General features: G+C 34.8%; 20 protein-coding genes and 1 pseudogene. 2 read left to right on the plus strand and 19 right to left on the minus strand.

Translation table 11 applies throughout. From position 1 onward, the window contains the following. Positions 1-11 precede the first annotated feature (11 nt). The 5 genes from AC4BBR_RS08310 to AC4BBR_RS08330 all read right to left on the minus strand — a co-directional run bounded on the left by AC4BBR_RS08310 (position 12) and on the right by AC4BBR_RS08330 (position 3260). Complete coding sequence (locus AC4BBR_RS08310) at positions 12-464, minus strand: hypothetical protein (protein ID WP_490459116.1); 453 nt, start codon at positions 462-464, stop codon at positions 12-14. A gap of 79 nt (positions 465-543) precedes the next feature. Continuing rightward, a complete protein-coding gene (locus AC4BBR_RS08315; protein WP_490459117.1) occupies positions 544-918 on the minus strand; it encodes a thioesterase family protein in 375 nt (124 codons plus the stop codon). A 5-nt stretch (positions 919-923) separates the two neighbouring features. Then, on the minus strand, positions 924-2135 hold the full coding sequence (locus tag AC4BBR_RS08320) for a CCA tRNA nucleotidyltransferase (protein ID WP_490459118.1): 1212 nt from the start codon (positions 2133-2135) through the stop codon (positions 924-926). Next, on the minus strand, positions 2132-2920 hold the full coding sequence (gene dapB / locus AC4BBR_RS08325; protein WP_490459119.1) for a 4-hydroxy-tetrahydrodipicolinate reductase: 789 nt from the start codon (positions 2918-2920) through the stop codon (positions 2132-2134). Before dapB ends, AC4BBR_RS08320 begins: the two co-directional genes overlap by 4 nt. Continuing rightward, positions 2913-3260, minus strand: a complete 348-nt coding sequence (locus AC4BBR_RS08330) for a nucleotide pyrophosphohydrolase (RefSeq protein ID WP_490459120.1) — start codon at positions 3258-3260, stop codon at positions 2913-2915. Before AC4BBR_RS08330 ends, dapB begins: the two co-directional genes overlap by 8 nt. A 162-nt stretch (positions 3261-3422) precedes the next feature. On the opposite strand from AC4BBR_RS08330, the gene AC4BBR_RS08335 reads away from it, so the two are divergent. Continuing rightward, the gene (locus tag AC4BBR_RS08335; RefSeq protein ID WP_490459121.1) at positions 3423-4310 is read left to right on the plus strand and encodes a YitT family protein; all 888 of its coding nucleotides are present in this window, start codon (positions 3423-3425) and stop codon (positions 4308-4310) included. Positions 4311-4440: 130 nt separating this feature from the next. Here AC4BBR_RS08335 and AC4BBR_RS08340 read toward each other — a convergent pair whose 3' ends face one another. From AC4BBR_RS08340 to AC4BBR_RS08365, 6 genes are all read right to left on the minus strand, one after another. Next, entirely contained in the window at positions 4441-4977 is a 537-nt protein-coding gene (locus AC4BBR_RS08340; protein WP_490459122.1) for a ReoY family proteolytic degradation factor, read from the minus strand. 8 nt (positions 4978-4985) lie between these two features. After that, a complete protein-coding gene (locus AC4BBR_RS08345) occupies positions 4986-6245 on the minus strand; it encodes a tetratricopeptide repeat protein (protein ID WP_490459123.1) in 1260 nt (419 codons plus the stop codon). A 3-nt stretch (positions 6246-6248) separates the two neighbouring features. After that, positions 6249-7295: a hypothetical protein gene (locus AC4BBR_RS08350; protein WP_490459124.1), complete on the minus strand. Its 1047-nt coding sequence runs from the start codon at positions 7293-7295 to the stop codon at positions 6249-6251. A gap of 451 nt (positions 7296-7746) precedes the next feature. Continuing rightward, positions 7747-8022: an HU family DNA-binding protein gene (locus tag AC4BBR_RS08355; protein ID WP_010761417.1), complete on the minus strand. Its 276-nt coding sequence runs from the start codon at positions 8020-8022 to the stop codon at positions 7747-7749. Between the two features lie 246 nt (positions 8023-8268). Next, positions 8269-9579 carry a ribosome biogenesis GTPase Der gene (gene der, locus AC4BBR_RS08360; RefSeq protein WP_490459125.1) on the minus strand — a complete coding sequence of 437 codons (1311 nt, stop codon included), beginning with the start codon at positions 9577-9579 and terminating at the stop codon, positions 8269-8271. Positions 9580-9759: 180 nt separating this feature from the next. Continuing rightward, on the minus strand, positions 9760-11100 hold the full coding sequence (locus AC4BBR_RS08365; RefSeq protein ID WP_490459126.1) for an acetaldehyde dehydrogenase (acetylating): 1341 nt from the start codon (positions 11098-11100) through the stop codon (positions 9760-9762). Positions 11101-11330: 230 nt separating this feature from the next. On the opposite strand from AC4BBR_RS08365, the gene AC4BBR_RS08370 reads away from it, so the two are divergent. Further along, positions 11331-12107 (plus strand): helix-turn-helix domain-containing protein, encoded by a 777-nt coding sequence (locus AC4BBR_RS08370; RefSeq protein ID WP_490459127.1) that lies wholly within the window; start codon positions 11331-11333, stop codon positions 12105-12107. A gap of 296 nt (positions 12108-12403) precedes the next feature. On the opposite strand, the gene AC4BBR_RS08375 is transcribed toward AC4BBR_RS08370, so the two are convergent. The 8 genes and pseudogenes from AC4BBR_RS08375 to AC4BBR_RS08410 all read right to left on the minus strand — a co-directional run bounded on the left by AC4BBR_RS08375 (position 12404) and on the right by AC4BBR_RS08410 (position 17391). After that, a complete protein-coding gene (locus AC4BBR_RS08375; RefSeq protein WP_490459128.1) occupies positions 12404-13363 on the minus strand; it encodes an IS30 family transposase in 960 nt (319 codons plus the stop codon). Between the two features lie 103 nt (positions 13364-13466). After that, complete coding sequence (locus AC4BBR_RS08380) at positions 13467-14447, minus strand: YxiG family protein (protein ID WP_490459129.1); 981 nt, start codon at positions 14445-14447, stop codon at positions 13467-13469. Between the two features lie 20 nt (positions 14448-14467). Continuing rightward, complete coding sequence (locus AC4BBR_RS08385; protein ID WP_490459130.1) at positions 14468-15034, minus strand: hypothetical protein; 567 nt, start codon at positions 15032-15034, stop codon at positions 14468-14470. Positions 15035-15065: 31 nt separating this feature from the next. Continuing rightward, a complete protein-coding gene (locus AC4BBR_RS08390) occupies positions 15066-15362 on the minus strand; it encodes a hypothetical protein (protein ID WP_490459131.1) in 297 nt (98 codons plus the stop codon). Between the two features lie 38 nt (positions 15363-15400). Further along, a pseudogene (locus AC4BBR_RS08395) lies at positions 15401-15532 on the minus strand (DUF960 domain-containing protein); the annotation flags it as partial. A 164-nt stretch (positions 15533-15696) separates the two neighbouring features. Continuing rightward, positions 15697-16134 carry a hypothetical protein gene (locus AC4BBR_RS08400; RefSeq protein WP_490459132.1) on the minus strand — a complete coding sequence of 146 codons (438 nt, stop codon included), beginning with the start codon at positions 16132-16134 and terminating at the stop codon, positions 15697-15699. Positions 16135-16149: 15 nt separating this feature from the next. Then, the gene (locus AC4BBR_RS08405) at positions 16150-17052 is read right to left on the minus strand and encodes a polymorphic toxin type 30 domain-containing protein (protein ID WP_490459133.1); all 903 of its coding nucleotides are present in this window, start codon (positions 17050-17052) and stop codon (positions 16150-16152) included. Between the two features lie 6 nt (positions 17053-17058). Next, positions 17059-17391, minus strand: coding sequence for a hypothetical protein (locus AC4BBR_RS08410; RefSeq protein ID WP_490459134.1), 333 nt, complete (start codon positions 17389-17391; stop codon positions 17059-17061). Positions 17392-17395: the final 4 nt, after the last annotated feature.

Below are 17395 nucleotides of genomic sequence, written 5' to 3' on the forward strand. Positions count from 1 at the left end.
CAAATTATTTATTAAAGTTCTTCACCGTATACATCATCAACCGTTTGTGTTGGGTCGATCACGATATACAAGCTTTTTGATTTTTCACTGACTTTAGTAGATTGATAAACATTATCCAATCCTTCGTCAGTTTTATCTTTATATGGGAAGTAAACAAGATCAGGCGTACCAGTTTTATATAAAATTTCCATACGTTCAATATCTTCATATTTCAATGCGCGAGCAAACATGCCTAGTTCGAGCCCACCTAAGTTGATATCATGTGTTTGAACATGGTCTCCTTCTTGAAAAATTTCGATTTTAAATCCTTCGCATGGATGGATTTCCATAAATTCACTTCCATGAATACGACCAAAGCTAGTTGTGATTTGTTTAATCCATAAATCTCCGATAAAACGGCGACCAATCGTCCAAGTTTCACCATTTCTGAAATAAAATTTCAATCCTGTCATTTCTCTACTCATAATATAACTCCCCTTTTCTAAAATAATTTCTACAAAGATAAGTTTAGCATAACTTTCAAATTAGGTCACACCATTAGCATCATTCCTTAGAAAGAGCTAGTTTATCTAAAAAAACATCGGTTAAGATAACAGCTCTTTGATGGATACCAGTGGCTACTAACTGTCCATTATCAAAAGCCTCAAAAGTAAAATTGATTTTCGTTTTTTCTTGTGATTCGATCTTCACCTTAACAATAATTTCAGCGCCAACTTTTGAAGGTCGTAAATGCTTCGCTTCAATTAGTGTTCCTACGCTTGTTTCTTCTGAAGCTAGTTCTTTGTGTAAGTATTCTTTTGCAGTATTTTCCACCATTGTAATTAGTGCTGGGGTAGCTAATACTTCTAAATCACCCGATCCGATTTCTTTAGCAGTATCTTTAGAATGGACGACAAACTTTTTTGAGAATTCTTTCACGGCTATCACTCCTCATCGATCTTACTTTTTGCAAATGCAATAAGTATTTCTTTGTCATTTGCTATTTGGCTATTCACAACAGCAATCTCAATTTTCTCAATCATCTCTCCTACCCATTTTCCAGGTTTTTTGTTGAAATAATCTAATAAATCATTTCCAGTAACTGCAAGTTGTTTTCTATCATGAATCGGTAAATGTCTGTAACGTTTTTTTACTTCTTCAAGTTTACTCTTTTGTCCGTAATAAAACAATAATTTTTCTACAGATAATGATGCATCAAGTCCTAAATTAAACAAATCCATAGATTGCCAATCTCCTACTAGACGCCTGTTCAATCCATAAATTAATTGTTGTACTTCATGAATCATTTGGTTAGACTGTTTCCATGCCTTTAAAAAACGACGAATTTGACTTTCTTTTAATCCCATTGTCTTGATCAATAACGTCCATGCTTGATTTTCTAATTCGATTTGTTTATTTGGAAGATCCGTAAATGTAAAAAGTGCTTCACCGAATTCTTTTAATCCTGGACAATACTGATAACACTCTGTCTCAATAAAGGGCATTAAAGCTGCTCGTCGATTTCTACCTAACAAAAGTTTGATAAACTCCACAGCGATTCGTTCTACAGATATTTTGCTTAATAGTGGATGAAATTCCACAATGGCGGATAGTGTATTTGCTTCAATTGTAAAATCTAATTGACTGGCAAAACGGAGCCCTCTCATCATTCGCAACGCATCCTCATGAAATCGTTCTTTAGGATTTCCGACAGCACGAACAATCTGTTGGTCCAAATCAGCCATCCCATCAAATAAATCAATAATTTCTCCATCAACGTCCATTGCCAAAGCATTAATTGTAAAATCACGACGCTTCAAATCTTCTTTTAATGAGCGAACAAAAGTTACCGTATCTGGGCGTCTAAAGTCTTGGTATGTTGATTCTGTTCTAAATGTTGTGATTTCATATTGCTCTTCACCAACTAATACAAGTACTGTTCCATGATCAATTCCCACATCAATCGTACGATGAAATAGTTGTTTGATTTCTTCTGGATACGCACTAGTAGCAATATCAACATCATGTATGGGTTGTTTTAATAACGCATCACGAACACTTCCACCGACAAAATACGCTTCAAATCCATGAGCTTGTATTTCTTTTAGCACATTTGCTGCTCTAGTAAATTCATCTGGTATGGTATCTAGTTTCATAATAGATTTTCCAATCCGTAGACTAATTTATTTAAATGTACAACTTTTTTACAACCTAAAGCTACCCCCGTCATAAATGAACTACGGTCATAAGAATCATGTCTAATTGTCAATCCTTCTCCAACACCGCCAAATTGAACTTGCTGATGGGCAATCATGCCTGGCAAACGAACACTATGGATTTTCATTCCTTCAAAATCAGCTCCACGAGCACCTTTAATTAATTCTTTTTCTTCTGGATGTCCTTGTTTTTTCATTGAACGAACTTTACTCATCATTTCAGCTGTTTTAATAGCAGTTCCACTTGGGGCATCTAATTTATTGTCGTGATGCAACTCGATAATTTCAACATCTGGAAAATATTCAGCAGCTTTTTGAGCGAATTGCATCATTAAAACCGCGCCTACAGCAAAATTGGGCGCTATTAAACCACCAACATTCAATATTTCTGATTGATCAGTTAATTCACCTAACTGCTCTTCTGTCAAACCAGTTGTTCCAACCACTGGAGAGATATTGTTTTCAATAGCAAATCTGGTGTTTTCATAAGCTACATCTGGTATCGTAAAATCTATCCAAACATTAGGCATAACAGATATGATATCTTCTTTTGTTTTGAAAATAGGTACATTTATCATTGGGTACTCTGCTAATTCGTTAAGATTGTCCTTTTCTTCAAATGGATCTAGTACACCTACTAGTTCAAAGTCTTCATGATTTAAAACCATCTTGGTTGCGGTTGCACCCATTTTCCCCTTAAAACCTGCGACTACAATTTTAATCATTTATTTGCCCATCCTTCCGTTCAAATCTATATTTATCTCGTTGATTGAATTTTTTCATATTTTTTTTAAATGCCTCTGTTAAATCTATATCTAATGAATTAGCCATTATCATCGTGACGAATAATACATCCCCTAGTTCTTCTGAAACAGTTTTTGGCTGTTCATCTATCTTTTTAGGTTTTTCACCATAATAATGATTAATCTCTCTCGCTAATTCACCTACTTCTTCTGTTAATCGTGCCATCTGGCTTAATGGAGAAAAATAACCTGTTTTAAATTGTTGGATATACGTATCTACTTCTTCTTGCATAGAACGCAACGATTGATTGTCGTCTTTCATTTTACCCCAACCTTTCTACTACTCATCTTATCAAAAACTTTGCCATCTGAAAAGGTTCTACTTGTTGTTTTATAAGGAGAATGATAAAGTGAGTACTGAATAGATTTTTCTTAAGTATAAAGTTAAACAGCATTAGCTCAATAGGTTTTAGGAGTGATTATTATGATTGAAGAAAAAAATTTTTACGTTAAAGACATTCTGTTGATTTTAGCTGGCACATGTCTTTATGCATTTGGGTTAGTAACGTTTAATATTGCAAATGATTTAGCTGAAGGCGGAGTAACTGGGATTACTTTGATTTTACGAGCACTTTTTTATATCGATCCAGCTTATTCAACTTTGATCATCAATATTCCATTGATCTTGATCGGAGGAAGAGTTTTAGGAAAGCATTCATTTTATTATACGATTTTAGGAACCGTTTCTTTGTCTGTTTTTTTGTGGCTATGGCAACGTTTTCCTATAGCAGTTAATTTAGATCATGATTTATTGATTGCCTCGTTGTTAGCGGGACTCGCTGCTGGAGTCGGCAGTGGATTGGTTTATCGTGTAGGTGGAACGACCGGTGGAACCGATGTGATTGCTCGAATATTGGAAAAAAATTATGGCATTAGCATGGGACGTTCTTTGTTGATCTTTGATATTTTGGTTTTGATTCTCTCTTTAAGCTATATTGATGTCAAAAGAATGATGTACACCTTAATCGTTTCATTTGTTTTCAGTAAAGTCGTTGATTCTGTTTTGGATGGTGCTTATGCTGCTAAAGGTATTTTGATAATTTCTGATCGTTCAGAGGATATTGGTGAAGTAATCATGGCACTTTTGGAGCGCGGTGTAACGTATTTAGATGGCCAAGGCGGTTACTCTCAAGTGGATAAAAAAGTCCTTTATGTTGTTGTTAGTCCTAGTGAAATAATGGAAATCAAACGAATCGTTCATGAATTAGACACAAAAGCATTTATTTCCGTCCTCAATGTACATGAAGCAATTGGCGAAGGATTTACCTATTCCAGACCAACAAAAATGCTCTTCAAACCCAAAAAAACTTAATTAAGACAGGATAAAGAGAGGTTGGAACAGAAGAATTTCCTCTTATTTTTGGAGAAGTCGCTTCTGCACCAACCTGTATTCGGATTCTTTGAGGCTGGGATGTGACTCGTAGAGTTATTTCCCACTTTTTTTATTTTTTTAACCGATTCAATTCATCTGTCAATTCTAAAAATGCTTCATAATTATTATCTTCCAACGCTAAATCAATTTGACTATACAACAAAGCTAGTTTTGCTTGTTTTTCTTCATGCGCAAAAAAATCATTTATGCTTTCAATCACTTCTTCACTTACTTGTTCATTCCAGCGAGCATATGGGTTATCTTCAAGAATTGATAAATACAAGCTGTTTTGCCAAGATCCTTCAAAGACACATTCCACATAAAGAGCTTCTTTCCAGTTCATACGAATTTCATGGAAAACTTGATCTGTATCTGTAAATTCTTTCTCTGATAAAAATAAACGGATCGGTTCGTCATCTATTTCTCTTGCAGTGACTTTTATCCCGCGCACTGTTTTATTCGCCTGCTCAATAAAATGTACATTATTTAAAATAGCTTCATGATTGATCAAATAATTTAAAATCCACAACACTTCTCTTTGGCTAAATGAAATATTATTCACTAGCCAAACTAAAAATTCTTTTTTATCCGCAACATTGACAAACATCTTACCACCTATCTTTCTTCAATATCATCTAACAGGGATTGTGCCTCATTATCCCCTGGCTCGTGTTGAAGATAGTGCTGCAATAACTCTTTCGCTTGTTCTAATTGTCCTTCTTCACGAAGAAAAACAGCATATTCTTTCAAAAATTCAGGTTCATGAGAAAGTTCTTGATAGGCTTGCTCGAAATGTACTTTCGCTAAAGCAAACTCTTCCAGTTCATTATATGCATGAGCTAAATTCCACTCTCCATATGGATGACCTTGTTCTTCCATTTGTTTTACCACTTCGATTACTTCATCGAACCGATGTTCATTCAAATACAAATTACTTAGCGTAAGCCTTGTCTCATCGGTTTTTTCACCAAGATCTAAAGCTTGCTTTAATAATGATTCTGCTTTTTTTGTATCATGCAGTCGATAAGCATTCTCCGCTGCTAATTGATATAAATCTACTTGGAAAGGGTTCTCTTTGATTCCTTCTGCTAAAACAGTTTGTGCTTCTTCCACTTGTTCTTCTTCTTGTAACGCTTCGCCTAAAGACAGGTACAAAGATTGATAATGCGGATTCAATGCTCTTAATTGTTGTAACAAAGCAATTGCTTTTTGATTTTCATGAAGTTGTAAGTAAGTAAATGCTAATTGGAATAAACGATCATCTGTCTGCCCCTCTTTTAAAGCTTTTTCTAAAAATGGAATCGCTCCTTCAAAATCGCCCGACATGCTGTGACTGCTGCCTAAACGTTCATTGATTGATACGTTAGAGAGTTCTGTCACTTGCACTTCAAGTAGTTCCTTGTAGGTAACAGAGGCTTCTTGAAATTGACCATTAGAAAAATACAACTCACCTAAAGCAAATAAAATCAACGGTTCATCTGGTATCAACTGCTGTGCTTCTTTCAATTTGGCCTCACTCACTTCAGGTATTCCAATTACTTGATATAAATCTGCTATTACAAGTAAACTTTGAACATAACTATCACTATCTTTTCCTACTTTTTCTAAATAGATAAAAGCATCATCAATCTTATTGTTCTCTATAGCAATTTCCGCCAAAGGAATATTCAAACCATCTGCATCAGGATAAACTGTTAACAAATGTTCAAAAACTATTTTTGATTCTTCCAAAAAACCAAGTGATAACAATTCCTCCCCTAGATCAGCAAGTATATCCTCATCATCTTTTCTTATTGCTTCTGCCAGCATCAATTGTGCTTGTGCTAACTCTTCTTCATGCAATGCTTGCAACATTTTTTCACTATAAGTTATCATCTTTTATCCTCTAATTTCTTTTAAAATAATTTTATATTTTTCTATCGTTATTAAAAGGTCTTCTATTTTAGGTTTCTGCATATGATCAAGCACTCCTACTTCCTTCAATAAAGCAGCCTTCTCACCTCGGTCTACACATTTTAAAATACCTTCCACATAATCACTGACTAAAATTTGTTCTGGAAAATCAACAGGGAAACCTAAATGTATTAACCATATGATAAAATTTTTATAATGAAACGAAAACTGATTGACCTCTTGAGACCAGAGCAACTGTAATAAACAGCCTAAAAATCGTTTCATATGACCGGACAGTATATGGCCATTGCTAGTTTCTAAAAATCCTTGCTCAAATAATTTGCCGAATTGGTCGATTATTTGACCATTTTTTTCATAATAACGGATCATTTCATCCAACATACCATTAAATGATTGCTGATTCAATCGTGTAGCATCGCCATAATTTTTAAAAAGCATTCGCAAGAAATCGTGATTACAAACTAATCCACAGCGTATAAAAACAAGAAAATCAATTAATTTTCCCTCTCCATGGTCAGTAGTTAATGTACGATCATAGATTATTTTTTCTGCTAATACTGAGCTCTGCAAAACTGGATAAGTCTTTAATTCTATATGCACATCAGGAATCAAGCTTGTACTTAACGATTGAATCGATAATGGCAAGAGCCAACAATCAGAAGTAAGCACGGATGTTTTATGAAGAAAATTTGTTAACTGCACAACCCCTTCATTTCCAACTCCTAGAAAAAGAAACTCCTGTTGGTGATCAAACTCTGCTAAAAAATCTAAGATACTTTCCAACTCATTCATATTATTGCAGTGTGTGTCATTCTTACAAATATACCAATCTAATTCTTGTTTGTCATCAAAAAGCTGAATTAGTTTCTCTGAAAATAAATCATAATATCGCTGATTAGTAACCAAAAAAAGATGTTTCGACTCAATTGAAGCAAATTTGATCTGTGAGGCAAAAGTTTCGCCATAGATAATTGTTGTTTGTAAATGATTTTTCTTATAAACTACTTCCATCGATAACACTCCTTTCCTACATTCTACCATTAGTTGCCAAAAAACAGAAAGAGGGATGTTTTTTGGCAACTAGAAAAACGTCAAGCAAAGAAATTCGTCTTTTCGATTTAAAAAAACAGTCATTATTGATTCACTATTTAAGTGTATATTTTCTAATTTCTATATGTAAAAAGTTCATAATTATCGTTTATAATGAACCTGTTTCAAAAAACAGTCAACTTCTGAGGAAAATAGCGCACTTCTTAAATGTAACTGTTCTTTAGAAACTTAGTGATTCAGTCGGATTTGAATAATCAGCACTTTGCAATGTTCATAGTATGATATAAATTTTCAGACATAGCTGATTATTCATTATCCGTTTAGCCAATCTGAGAAGATTGGTTTTTTCAATTTTTCTTTGTTAGAACCAAAAGAAAGAACCCTTGAAAACTCAAGGGTTCTAAGAACTGTCTTATTTAACAGCATCTTTCAAGGCTTTACCTGGTTTGAACGCAGGTACTTTACTTGCAGCGATTTGAATTTCTTTACCAGTTTGTGGGTTACGACCTTTACGAGCAGCGCGTTCGCGTACTTCAAAGTTACCAAAACCGATTAATTGAACTTTTTCACCTTTAGCAAGAGATTCTTGGATTGTTGAAAATACAGCATCCACTGCTGCAGTTGCGTCTTTTTTAGTTAGACCAGTTGAAGATGCAACGTTTTCGATTAATTCTGCTTTATTTGCCATGGATTATTTCACCTCCTCCACAAGGATAGGATATCTAAAAGATATCTAATTTACGCTTATTTTTGAGTGGTCCAAAAATGACGTACAAATATTGAATTGGATCAATATTCTGTTATCACGATATCATAGGAAGCTTGTAATAGCAAGGTTTTTAATACGTTTTAACCAGTTTTTTCAAAAAATATCATTTTTTTTTAGAACTCAACGAATTTATTTGTACATTTGAAAAAAGTGTGGTAAAATGCGCTATTTACGCCTTCTTGGGATAATTTTGATTGGTGTTCCTTCAAAAGTGAACGCTTTACGAATTTGATTTTCTAGGAAACGCGCATACGAAAAGTGCATTAATTCTTCTTCATTTACAAAAATAACAAATGTTGGGGGCTTAATTGCTACTTGTGTTCCATAAAAAACTTTCAAGCGTTTACCTTTATCTGTAGGCGTTGGATTGATCGCGATAGCATCCATTACGACATCATTCAACAAAGCAGAAGGAATACGTAAATTTTGATTCATACTGACAAGTTCGATTAATTCTGGTAATTTGTTTAAGCGTTGTTTCGTTAATGCAGAAACAAAGATGATTGGTGCATAGTCAAGATAACGAAACTCTTCTCTAATTTCTTCTTCAAAGTCTCGCATCGTATTGGTTTCTTTTTCAACAGTATCCCACTTATTGACAACAATGATAATGCCACATCCTGCTTCATGAGCGTATCCTGCAACTTTCTTATCTTGTTCCCGAATTCCCTCTTCCGCATTTAAAACCATTAAAACAATATCTGAGCGCTCAATCGCACGCATTGCACGCATGACACTGTATTTTTCTGTTGATTCATACACTTTGCCACGTTTACGCATACCAGCTGTGTCGATCATCAAGAATTTTTGTCCATCTTCTGATTCAAAATGCGTATCGATCGCATCACGAGTTGTTCCTTCAATTTCTGAAACAATCACACGGTCTTCACCAAGAATCGCATTGATCAAGGATGATTTACCAACATTTGGACGTCCAATCAAACTGAATTTGATGGTATCTTCGTCTTCCTCTTCGATCTCAGTTGAAAAATGTTTAACTGCTTCATCCAGAACATCTCCGATACCTAAACCATGACTTCCAGAAATAGGAAATGGATCACCTAAGCCTAAAGAATAAAATTCATAAATATCATTTCTCATTTCAGGGTTGTCAACTTTATTTACAGCCAAAATTACTGGTTTATTGCTGCGATACAAAATTCTTGCCACTAACTCATCTGCATCTGTAACACCTTCTCTGCCGCTTGCGACAAAAATAATGACATCTGCTTCTTCAATAGCAATTTCAGCTTGATGCTTGATTTGATCCATAAACGGTTCGTCACTTAGATCGATACCACCTGTATCAATAATACTAAACTCACGTCCCAACCACTCTCCTGTGGTGTAAATACGGTCTCTTGTTACCCCTGGTGTATCTTCTACGATAGAGATTCTCTCACCAGCTATACGGTTAAAAATCGTCGATTTCCCTACATTCGGGCGCCCGACAATTGCAATTGTTGGATTTGCCATTCAAATTACCTCCTTGACAAGTTTTCAATCCTTACTAGTTTACCTAAAGCTTGTCTAAGATGCAAGAAAAACTGATGAAATAAGTGAATTAAACCACTGGAAATAAAAAATATCCTGTAATTAACGACTGTCTTAAATCGCAATTACAGGATATTTTATTTTAACTCATTCGTTTGCTACTTATTCAACACCGTAAGCGATGCGTTTTACATTCATTAAATGATGAGCCGTTACATTATCAGTTGTACTACTCCCGCCCATTGCACCACAACCTAGTGTCATTGAAGGCGCTAAGTTTGTTGTTGCGCCAATTGCTCCTAATGCACCTAATGTATTCACTAAAATGCGTGATGCTCTCATTTCTAAACCAAATGTTTCTGCATTAGCAGCTTTTGTTGTATGGATTACTGCAGTGTGACCTGTTCCTTCATTAGCAAGCAGTGCTTTACATGTTTCTATGCCATTTTCAAAGGAATCAACTGTGAATAATCCTAGAATTGGTGTTAGTTTTTCTCTTGAATAGGGATTATGCTGACCGATTTCTGTTTGCTCTGAGATTAAGATAGTTGTTTCTTCTGGGACAGAGATACCCACTAAATTCGCAACATCTGTTGCACTTTTCCCAACGATATCCGGATTTAATGTGCCGATCTCTCTCAAAATAAATTGACTAACTTTTGCTGATTCTTCTTCATTCATAAAATAAGCTTTTTTAACTTTCAATTCCGTAACAACCGCTTTTTTCACAGCTTTATCTACAACGAGCGCTTGCTCTGAGGCACAAATGATTCCATTATCAAAGGTTTTACTACGGACCACACAATCAATCGCATGAGCAATATCTGCTGTGGCATCGATCAATGCAGGTACATTTCCAGGACCTACTCCAATTGCTGGGTTTCCAGAACTATAAGCAGCTTGAACCATTGCTTTACCACCAGTAGCAAGGATCAGTGAAACGTCTGTATGCTTCATCAAAGCACCCGTCGCGTCTAATGTTGGTTCTTGAATCACTTGAACTAAACCTGTTGGTGCCCCTGCTTCAATCGCAGCACTCTCAATAATTTCTACTGCCATCAAAATAGATTTTAAAGCTTTGGGATGAGGTGAAAAGACAATGGCATTTCTAGTTTTTAATGCAATTAATGACTTGAAAATGACTGTAGCAGTTGGATTTGTTGATGGAATCAAACCTGCTACAACCCCTAAGGGAATACCAATTTCAATTATTTTTTCTTCTTTACGACGATTAATTACACCAACGGTAGGTAAATCTTTGATACTTTCGTAGACTTGCTCACTTGCAAAGGTATTTTTGATTATTTTATCAGACACTTTGCCAAATCCAGTCTCTTCGTTTGCAGAAAGTGCTAATTTTTCTGCGTTGTCAAGCGTCTTTTGATAGACTCTTTTTACGATAGTATCCACTTGTTCTTGAGTATAATTTCCATACTTTACTTGTGCTTGCTTTGCTTTTTCGACTAGTTTTTCAATTTCATTTACTTTTATTACTTCTGCCATATTTGAACACTCCTTTTTTTGTTAAACGCTTACAAATTAATTTTAAACTATTTACAATAATTTGTTAGGGAATAATTTAAGAATATTATGGAAAAAATATACTTATTTCCGTATTTTTTTCACAAACAATTACACTTGAAAGGTTGTTTTATTAAAGGTATTATAGAGTTATAAAGGATATTTCACAAACAAGAGCACGATTATTCTATTAAAGAAAAGAGGAGTTATGTATGTGCCGATTATTGATTGTCAGTAATAACGAAAAAGACCAGCGTACATTGAAGCAATTTATCAACGATACATTTATGAATATAAATATTTTGCCTCCAGCTGAAACAGAACAGGAAGCTCTAATCATTGCTGAAAAATTTCTTCCAGAAATTCTCTTGATTGCCATTGATTACCTAGACGTTGATGGTTTTATCGTCAAACGTAAGATAGTTCAACAACTACCTAACATTAAAATAATTATTTTGACTGAACGCAATAATTTTGAAAGCATTCAGCATGCCTTACGGTGTGGTGTAATCGATTACTTACTAACACCGATTGATTTTAATGAATTAAAATTTGCGATTGATCGTTGTGTAAAATCACTAAATCAAGTTTCTTTAATGGATATTTTAAATAATAAACCTACTGTTCTAGCAAAAGAACAAATCAATACTATTTTTGATTATATTCATGCGCATTTTAATGAAGAAATTAGTTTAACAACACTAGCAAATATTATGCATTTAAATCGCAACTATGTTAGTCGTTTCTTTAAAGAAACTGTTGGTATGAATTTTATCGATTACCTTACAACTTATAGAGTTGAAAAAGCAAAACAATTATTAATGAAAACAGAAGAATCTATCTCTGAAATTTCTGGGACAGTTGGATATATCGATCCGACATACTTTAGTAAATTATTCAAAAAAAAGGTAGGTCAATCCCCTCACCAATTCCGTAAACAATACCAGGGGGATTATGTACCTGCAGATGTACGGGTTATTTATAATTAAAGAATTATTATTATTCGATTACATGCACTCGTTACATCTTTGTTGCTTCAATTGAACAAAAATCTTTTTCTTCCTTATACTCAGATTAGTTGATTATTAGGGAAAAAATTGCCTTAACTAAATTGAAAAAGACACTTTCCAACTAATGGAAAATGCCTTGAACTTTTGTATAATAAATACAGCTAGCTTTTGTTAGCTATTGGCAACTTGATTAGTGAGTGCTTGCTTACTAGTCAAGGCTCTATCATTTGATTACCAGTCTTGTGATAGAGTGCCTTTTTTATTTATTTGATTTGTCAAATTAAGCTAGACAAATGTCTTTCATTTATGTAACTCAAAAATACTTCTAATGGTGTTCGATAATTTAAAGATTTCCTTGGTATGTGATTTCTTTTAGAGGTGACAGCCGCAACAAAAGCTTGGTCAACTTGATTAAAATCCATTGTTTTAGGCAGCCCATCTTTACGTAATAACCCATTCGAATGCTCATTTAATCCGCGTTGTGAGGGGGTTCCAGGGTCTGCAAAATAGATAGAAATATCATTGACATTACTCATGTTTTTCCAATTTGAAAATTCTTTTCCACAATCAAAGGTAATGGATTTGAACAAGTTTCTGGGAATCTTTTGTAGCCAATCAGTTGTCGCTTTTTCAATATCCAATGCTTTCCGACCATTTGGTTTTAATGTAATAATCACTTTTGAAAGGCGTTCAACTAGAGTGATGATGGCACTTTTATGATGAACGCCAACAATTGTGTCACCTTCTAAATGCCCAAATTCCTGTTGGAAATTAGGGTAGTCAGTGGATCGTTCTGAAATATTGCGTTTAAATGCTTGCTTTCCACGACGTTCTTTATGCCCGTTGGGCTTTCGTTTCCCTTTCATTGGTAGTTTTGAGCAATCAAATTGATTCGCTTTAAACTGACGATAAAGTGTTCTAACAGAGCATGAAATAGGAAACTCAGCTCGACCAATAATCACATCAGGTGTCCACCCTTGAGCCACCATAGATTGAATGTAATCATGCTGTTTTGTAGGCAAACTAATGGGTTGTCGACCACAACGTGTTTTATTTTCTTTATATTGTTGGTAATAGTCACAGATAGATTTTCCTTGTTTCAGGAAGTTGTAAACATTGTAGATTGTCTGTCTAGAACGAGTTAAAGTCTTAGAAACCATCGTAACAGGTTGGCTCATATTGAAATAAGCTTCTATCATCACGAGTTCATTTGATGTAAGATGAGTATAGGTCATTTGTCTTCACTCCTTATAATTCTTTGGTCGGAACTATTTTGAGTGTAGCACAAATGACTTATTTAGTTGTCTAGCTTAATTTTACTATCGGCGTTAATTAAACTTATAAAACATAAACATCATCGTTTACTTTAAACTTATCTGCTTCCAAAACTACTAATTTACTCCAAATTTCCAATATAACTTTTCCACAACCGTTATATTGCTTCAACCAAACTTCTTCTTCACAATCTAAAGAAATATTGATTGCATCATTTGATAGATTGATACTTGTTAGCTCTAAATAATCATCTTTTTCAGGAGGATACATCTCTTTTCGCTCATCTATAGTGTTGTTTATAAAATAGAATGTGCTAACGTTCAAGAATTCTACACTATAATTTGTTATTACCTCATTTTCTAACAATTCTAATTCCAAACTTAACTTATTTTCTAAAATATCCATTGAATAAGATACTATTTTTGATTCAAATAATTCATTCATTCTTTGCTGAATAGACACTTTAATTTCCTTCCTTCCTAAATAATTATTTATGATATTAGTAATTTCACTCATTGAGTTCTCGCTAAGGTCAATATGAGTTAACCCTCTATCACTAGAAATTATACCTTCAGGCGTTAATGAACCTTTACCATCTATACTAACCCTATAATATGGTTTGCCTCGTCCTCCACTTCCTTCATCCATAATTCTTACGACAATAGGCTTTCTTCCATTCGGAATTTCAACTTTAAATCCGTTCTTTAATGGTGAAGCTTTTCCACCTAAAGAACTTGCTACTTCATCTGATAAAGAATTTAAAGTTGGAACTTTCCCCCCACTACCTTTCCCAGAAACAACCACCTTCGTCGTTCCTTTTCGTGGTCTAAGTCCTTTATACGTTCCATATCCTGCTAAGGCTACATCTGCAATGCCCGATAAGCCTTGTAAAATGCGGTCTCCTGCAGACAGCTTTTTCCCTGTAAATAGGTCTTTCCCACGTAAAGTATCACTGATATTCTTTCCACCAGAAGTCAGTCCTAACGCCACCATGACTGGCCACGGTAATGCGCCGCCTATTGCTAGTAATGCACCATTTATCACTAATGTTACGGCTAAATCCTTTATTTCTTCTTTTCTAGAATAGTAATCAAAAGAGGTATCGCAAAAGCCATATTTTTATACTCTTCAAAACTAACATCACCGATTTGTTGCTTCATCTGATTATATTCTACACGAAGATAGTCCGTTAGGGGAGAACTATTTCCTAAAAGATCTTCTAGTGTCACTTTCATTTTTGGCATAGCGACACCTTCGCTATTTACGCCGTTAGAAAATGACCCTCTTGCCATTGTTTCGTAGCCCATGATGTTCATGTTACTTAATTTCTCTATCAAGGAATCCATCGCATTGTAAAATGGCTGATCTACTCCGCCAGAAAGTGTGTCTGGTACATGTTGAATAGCTTGTTGTAATAAGATTAATCGGTTTTCTAATTCTTCATAATTTGTATTACTAGCTGTATCTATGTCTATAGCGTGATCCACATCATATGTGTCGCAAAAGCTTTTTGCATCATCACTGATACGATCCGCTTCTGCGAGCCATTGGAATAGACCTGAGCTGGTTAATAGGACGATTCCTTCAGATAGCGATTGCCACTCACCTTCTTTATATTTTACATCTTTCATACCTACCCTCATTTCCTAAAACTACTGACTATTATTTCTCCTTTGACTTTATGTCGCTACTGACCGATTGATCCAACTCCACAAAGGTTTCTCCTGCATAGGTCACATACTCTCCTAATCGAGCATAATGGGAAATCAATTCTTCCATGCGAGCTGTCACAACATTGAACAGTGCGACTTGTCCTTGCGCCATTCCTTCCACATAATACTCACTTCCTGTAATAGTTTGTAAGGAACCGTAGGATGATTCTAATTCGCTAACAACGCTTTGAATCTTACTTGTAATATCGGATAACTCACCAGGATCTACTGTAATTTTATCTGCCAAACCAATTCACCAGCCCTTCCGTTTTATCTTCTGATATTTCAATAGATAACTTCTATTGCTTGGTATTGATTATCTGGATTGAACTCAAAGATTTGTAAATAGTCTAATTCTGTTTCAGCTTCACTTCTTTTTTTGTCGATCAAATTCCAGCAATACAATTGAATTTCTTTTGGTACTTGTTCATTCCCTCCTTAAAACACAAAAATAGACCAATCACCATTTAAGATGATTGATCTTCCTAGATATAATATATAGTTGTTTTTGAGCTGGAAACACTATTTCAATTTCATTTGTCATATTTAAATAGTTATTAATTAAATTAAAAACATTAGAATTAATATTTTTTTACTCTATAATCTAATTCCAGCAATGCATCTTCTACATCGTCTTCAAGTTTTGGATTTTCTTTATAGCTTTCTATTAGGTTTCTATACTGCTCTTTTCCAGAATATCCCAATATTGACAAAACATAACTGAGGCATTGGTCATTAAAATTCTCTATGTTTTCAATTATAGGAATTATATCCAATTCTTCATCGACTTGTTGATAATTTTCTCCCGTTGTAATAGCATTTAAGGTTTCTTCCTTAAGCTCATCATCCGTTTGTTTTGCTACATATTTTATGAGTAAGTTTAAAACTTTAATTACCTCCTTTTTTTCAATATCTCCATATTCCAAATAATCATTTATATCACTTAATGTATTTATTTTGTTTTCTTTGCTAACATCAGGATTATTTAGAATTGTAGTTATAGTGTTTGCAATTTCCATATTTATTCATCCTATCTATTTTTTTGGTGTCTGAATCGGTATGTGAGTTCCATTTGCTAACTCTTCATTGAAATTAGGACTTCTAGGATTCACGATTCCTTTGGGTTGAAATTCTCCTGATATAGGGTCTAAGTATTTATTTCCTTTTTGAATTCTTGCTATCCATCCATTAGCCGCATTGCTCCCAATAGGTGCAGATTGATCAGGACCATGTACCCTTACTTTCATTGTAGATCCATCACTTGCAGTCCACTTATATTCAAATCCTTCTGTAACTTTTCCAGGTTGAGGGGTTAAAACACGTTTGTTTGCATCTTTAGGAATTCTAGATAAAATGTCATCAATACTAGCACCTTGTAAATTACTAAAATCGTCAACTTTACCCGAACCTAATCCACCAACTTCTTTACCTTTCCCAGAAACAACCACCTTTGTCGTTCCTTTTCGTGGTCTAAGCCCTTTATACGTTCCATACCCCGCCAAGGCTACATCTGCAACACCCGATAATCCTCGTAAAATACGGTCTCCTGCAGATAGCTTTTTCCCTGTAACTAGGTCTTTTCCACGTAAAGTATCACTGATATTCTTTCCACCAGAAGCCAGTCCTAACGCCACCATGACTGGCCACGGTAATGCGCCGCCTATTGCTAGTAATGCACCATTTATCACTAATGTTACAGCTAAATCCTTTATTTCTTCTTTTCTAGAATAGTAATCAAAAGAGGTATCCGCAAAAGCCATTCTTTTATAGTCTTCAAAACTGACTTCACCGATTTGTTGCTTCATCTGATTATATTCTACACGAAGATAGTCCGTTAGGGGAGAACTATTGCCTAAAAGGTCTTCTAATGTCACTTTCATTTTAGGCATGGCGACACCGGCACTATTTACGCCGTTAGAAAATGATCCCCTTGCCATTGTTTCTTAGCCCATGATGTTCATGTTACTTAATTTTTCTATCAAGGAATCCATCGCATTGTAAAATGGCTGATCTACTCCGCCAGAAAGTGTGTCTGGTACATGCTGAATAGCTTGTTGTAACAAGGTCAACCGATACTCTGTTTCTTCATAATTTGTATTACTTGCTGTATCTATGTCTATAGCGTGATCCACATCGTATGTGTCGCAAGAGCTTTTTGCATCATCACTGATATGATCCGCTTCTGCGAGCCATTGGAATAGACCTGAGCTGGTTAATAGGACGATTCCTTCAGATAGCGATTGCCACTCACCTTCTTTATATTTTATATCTTTCATACCT

This window comes from Enterococcus sp. AMC1251 (genome assembly GCF_058216535.1).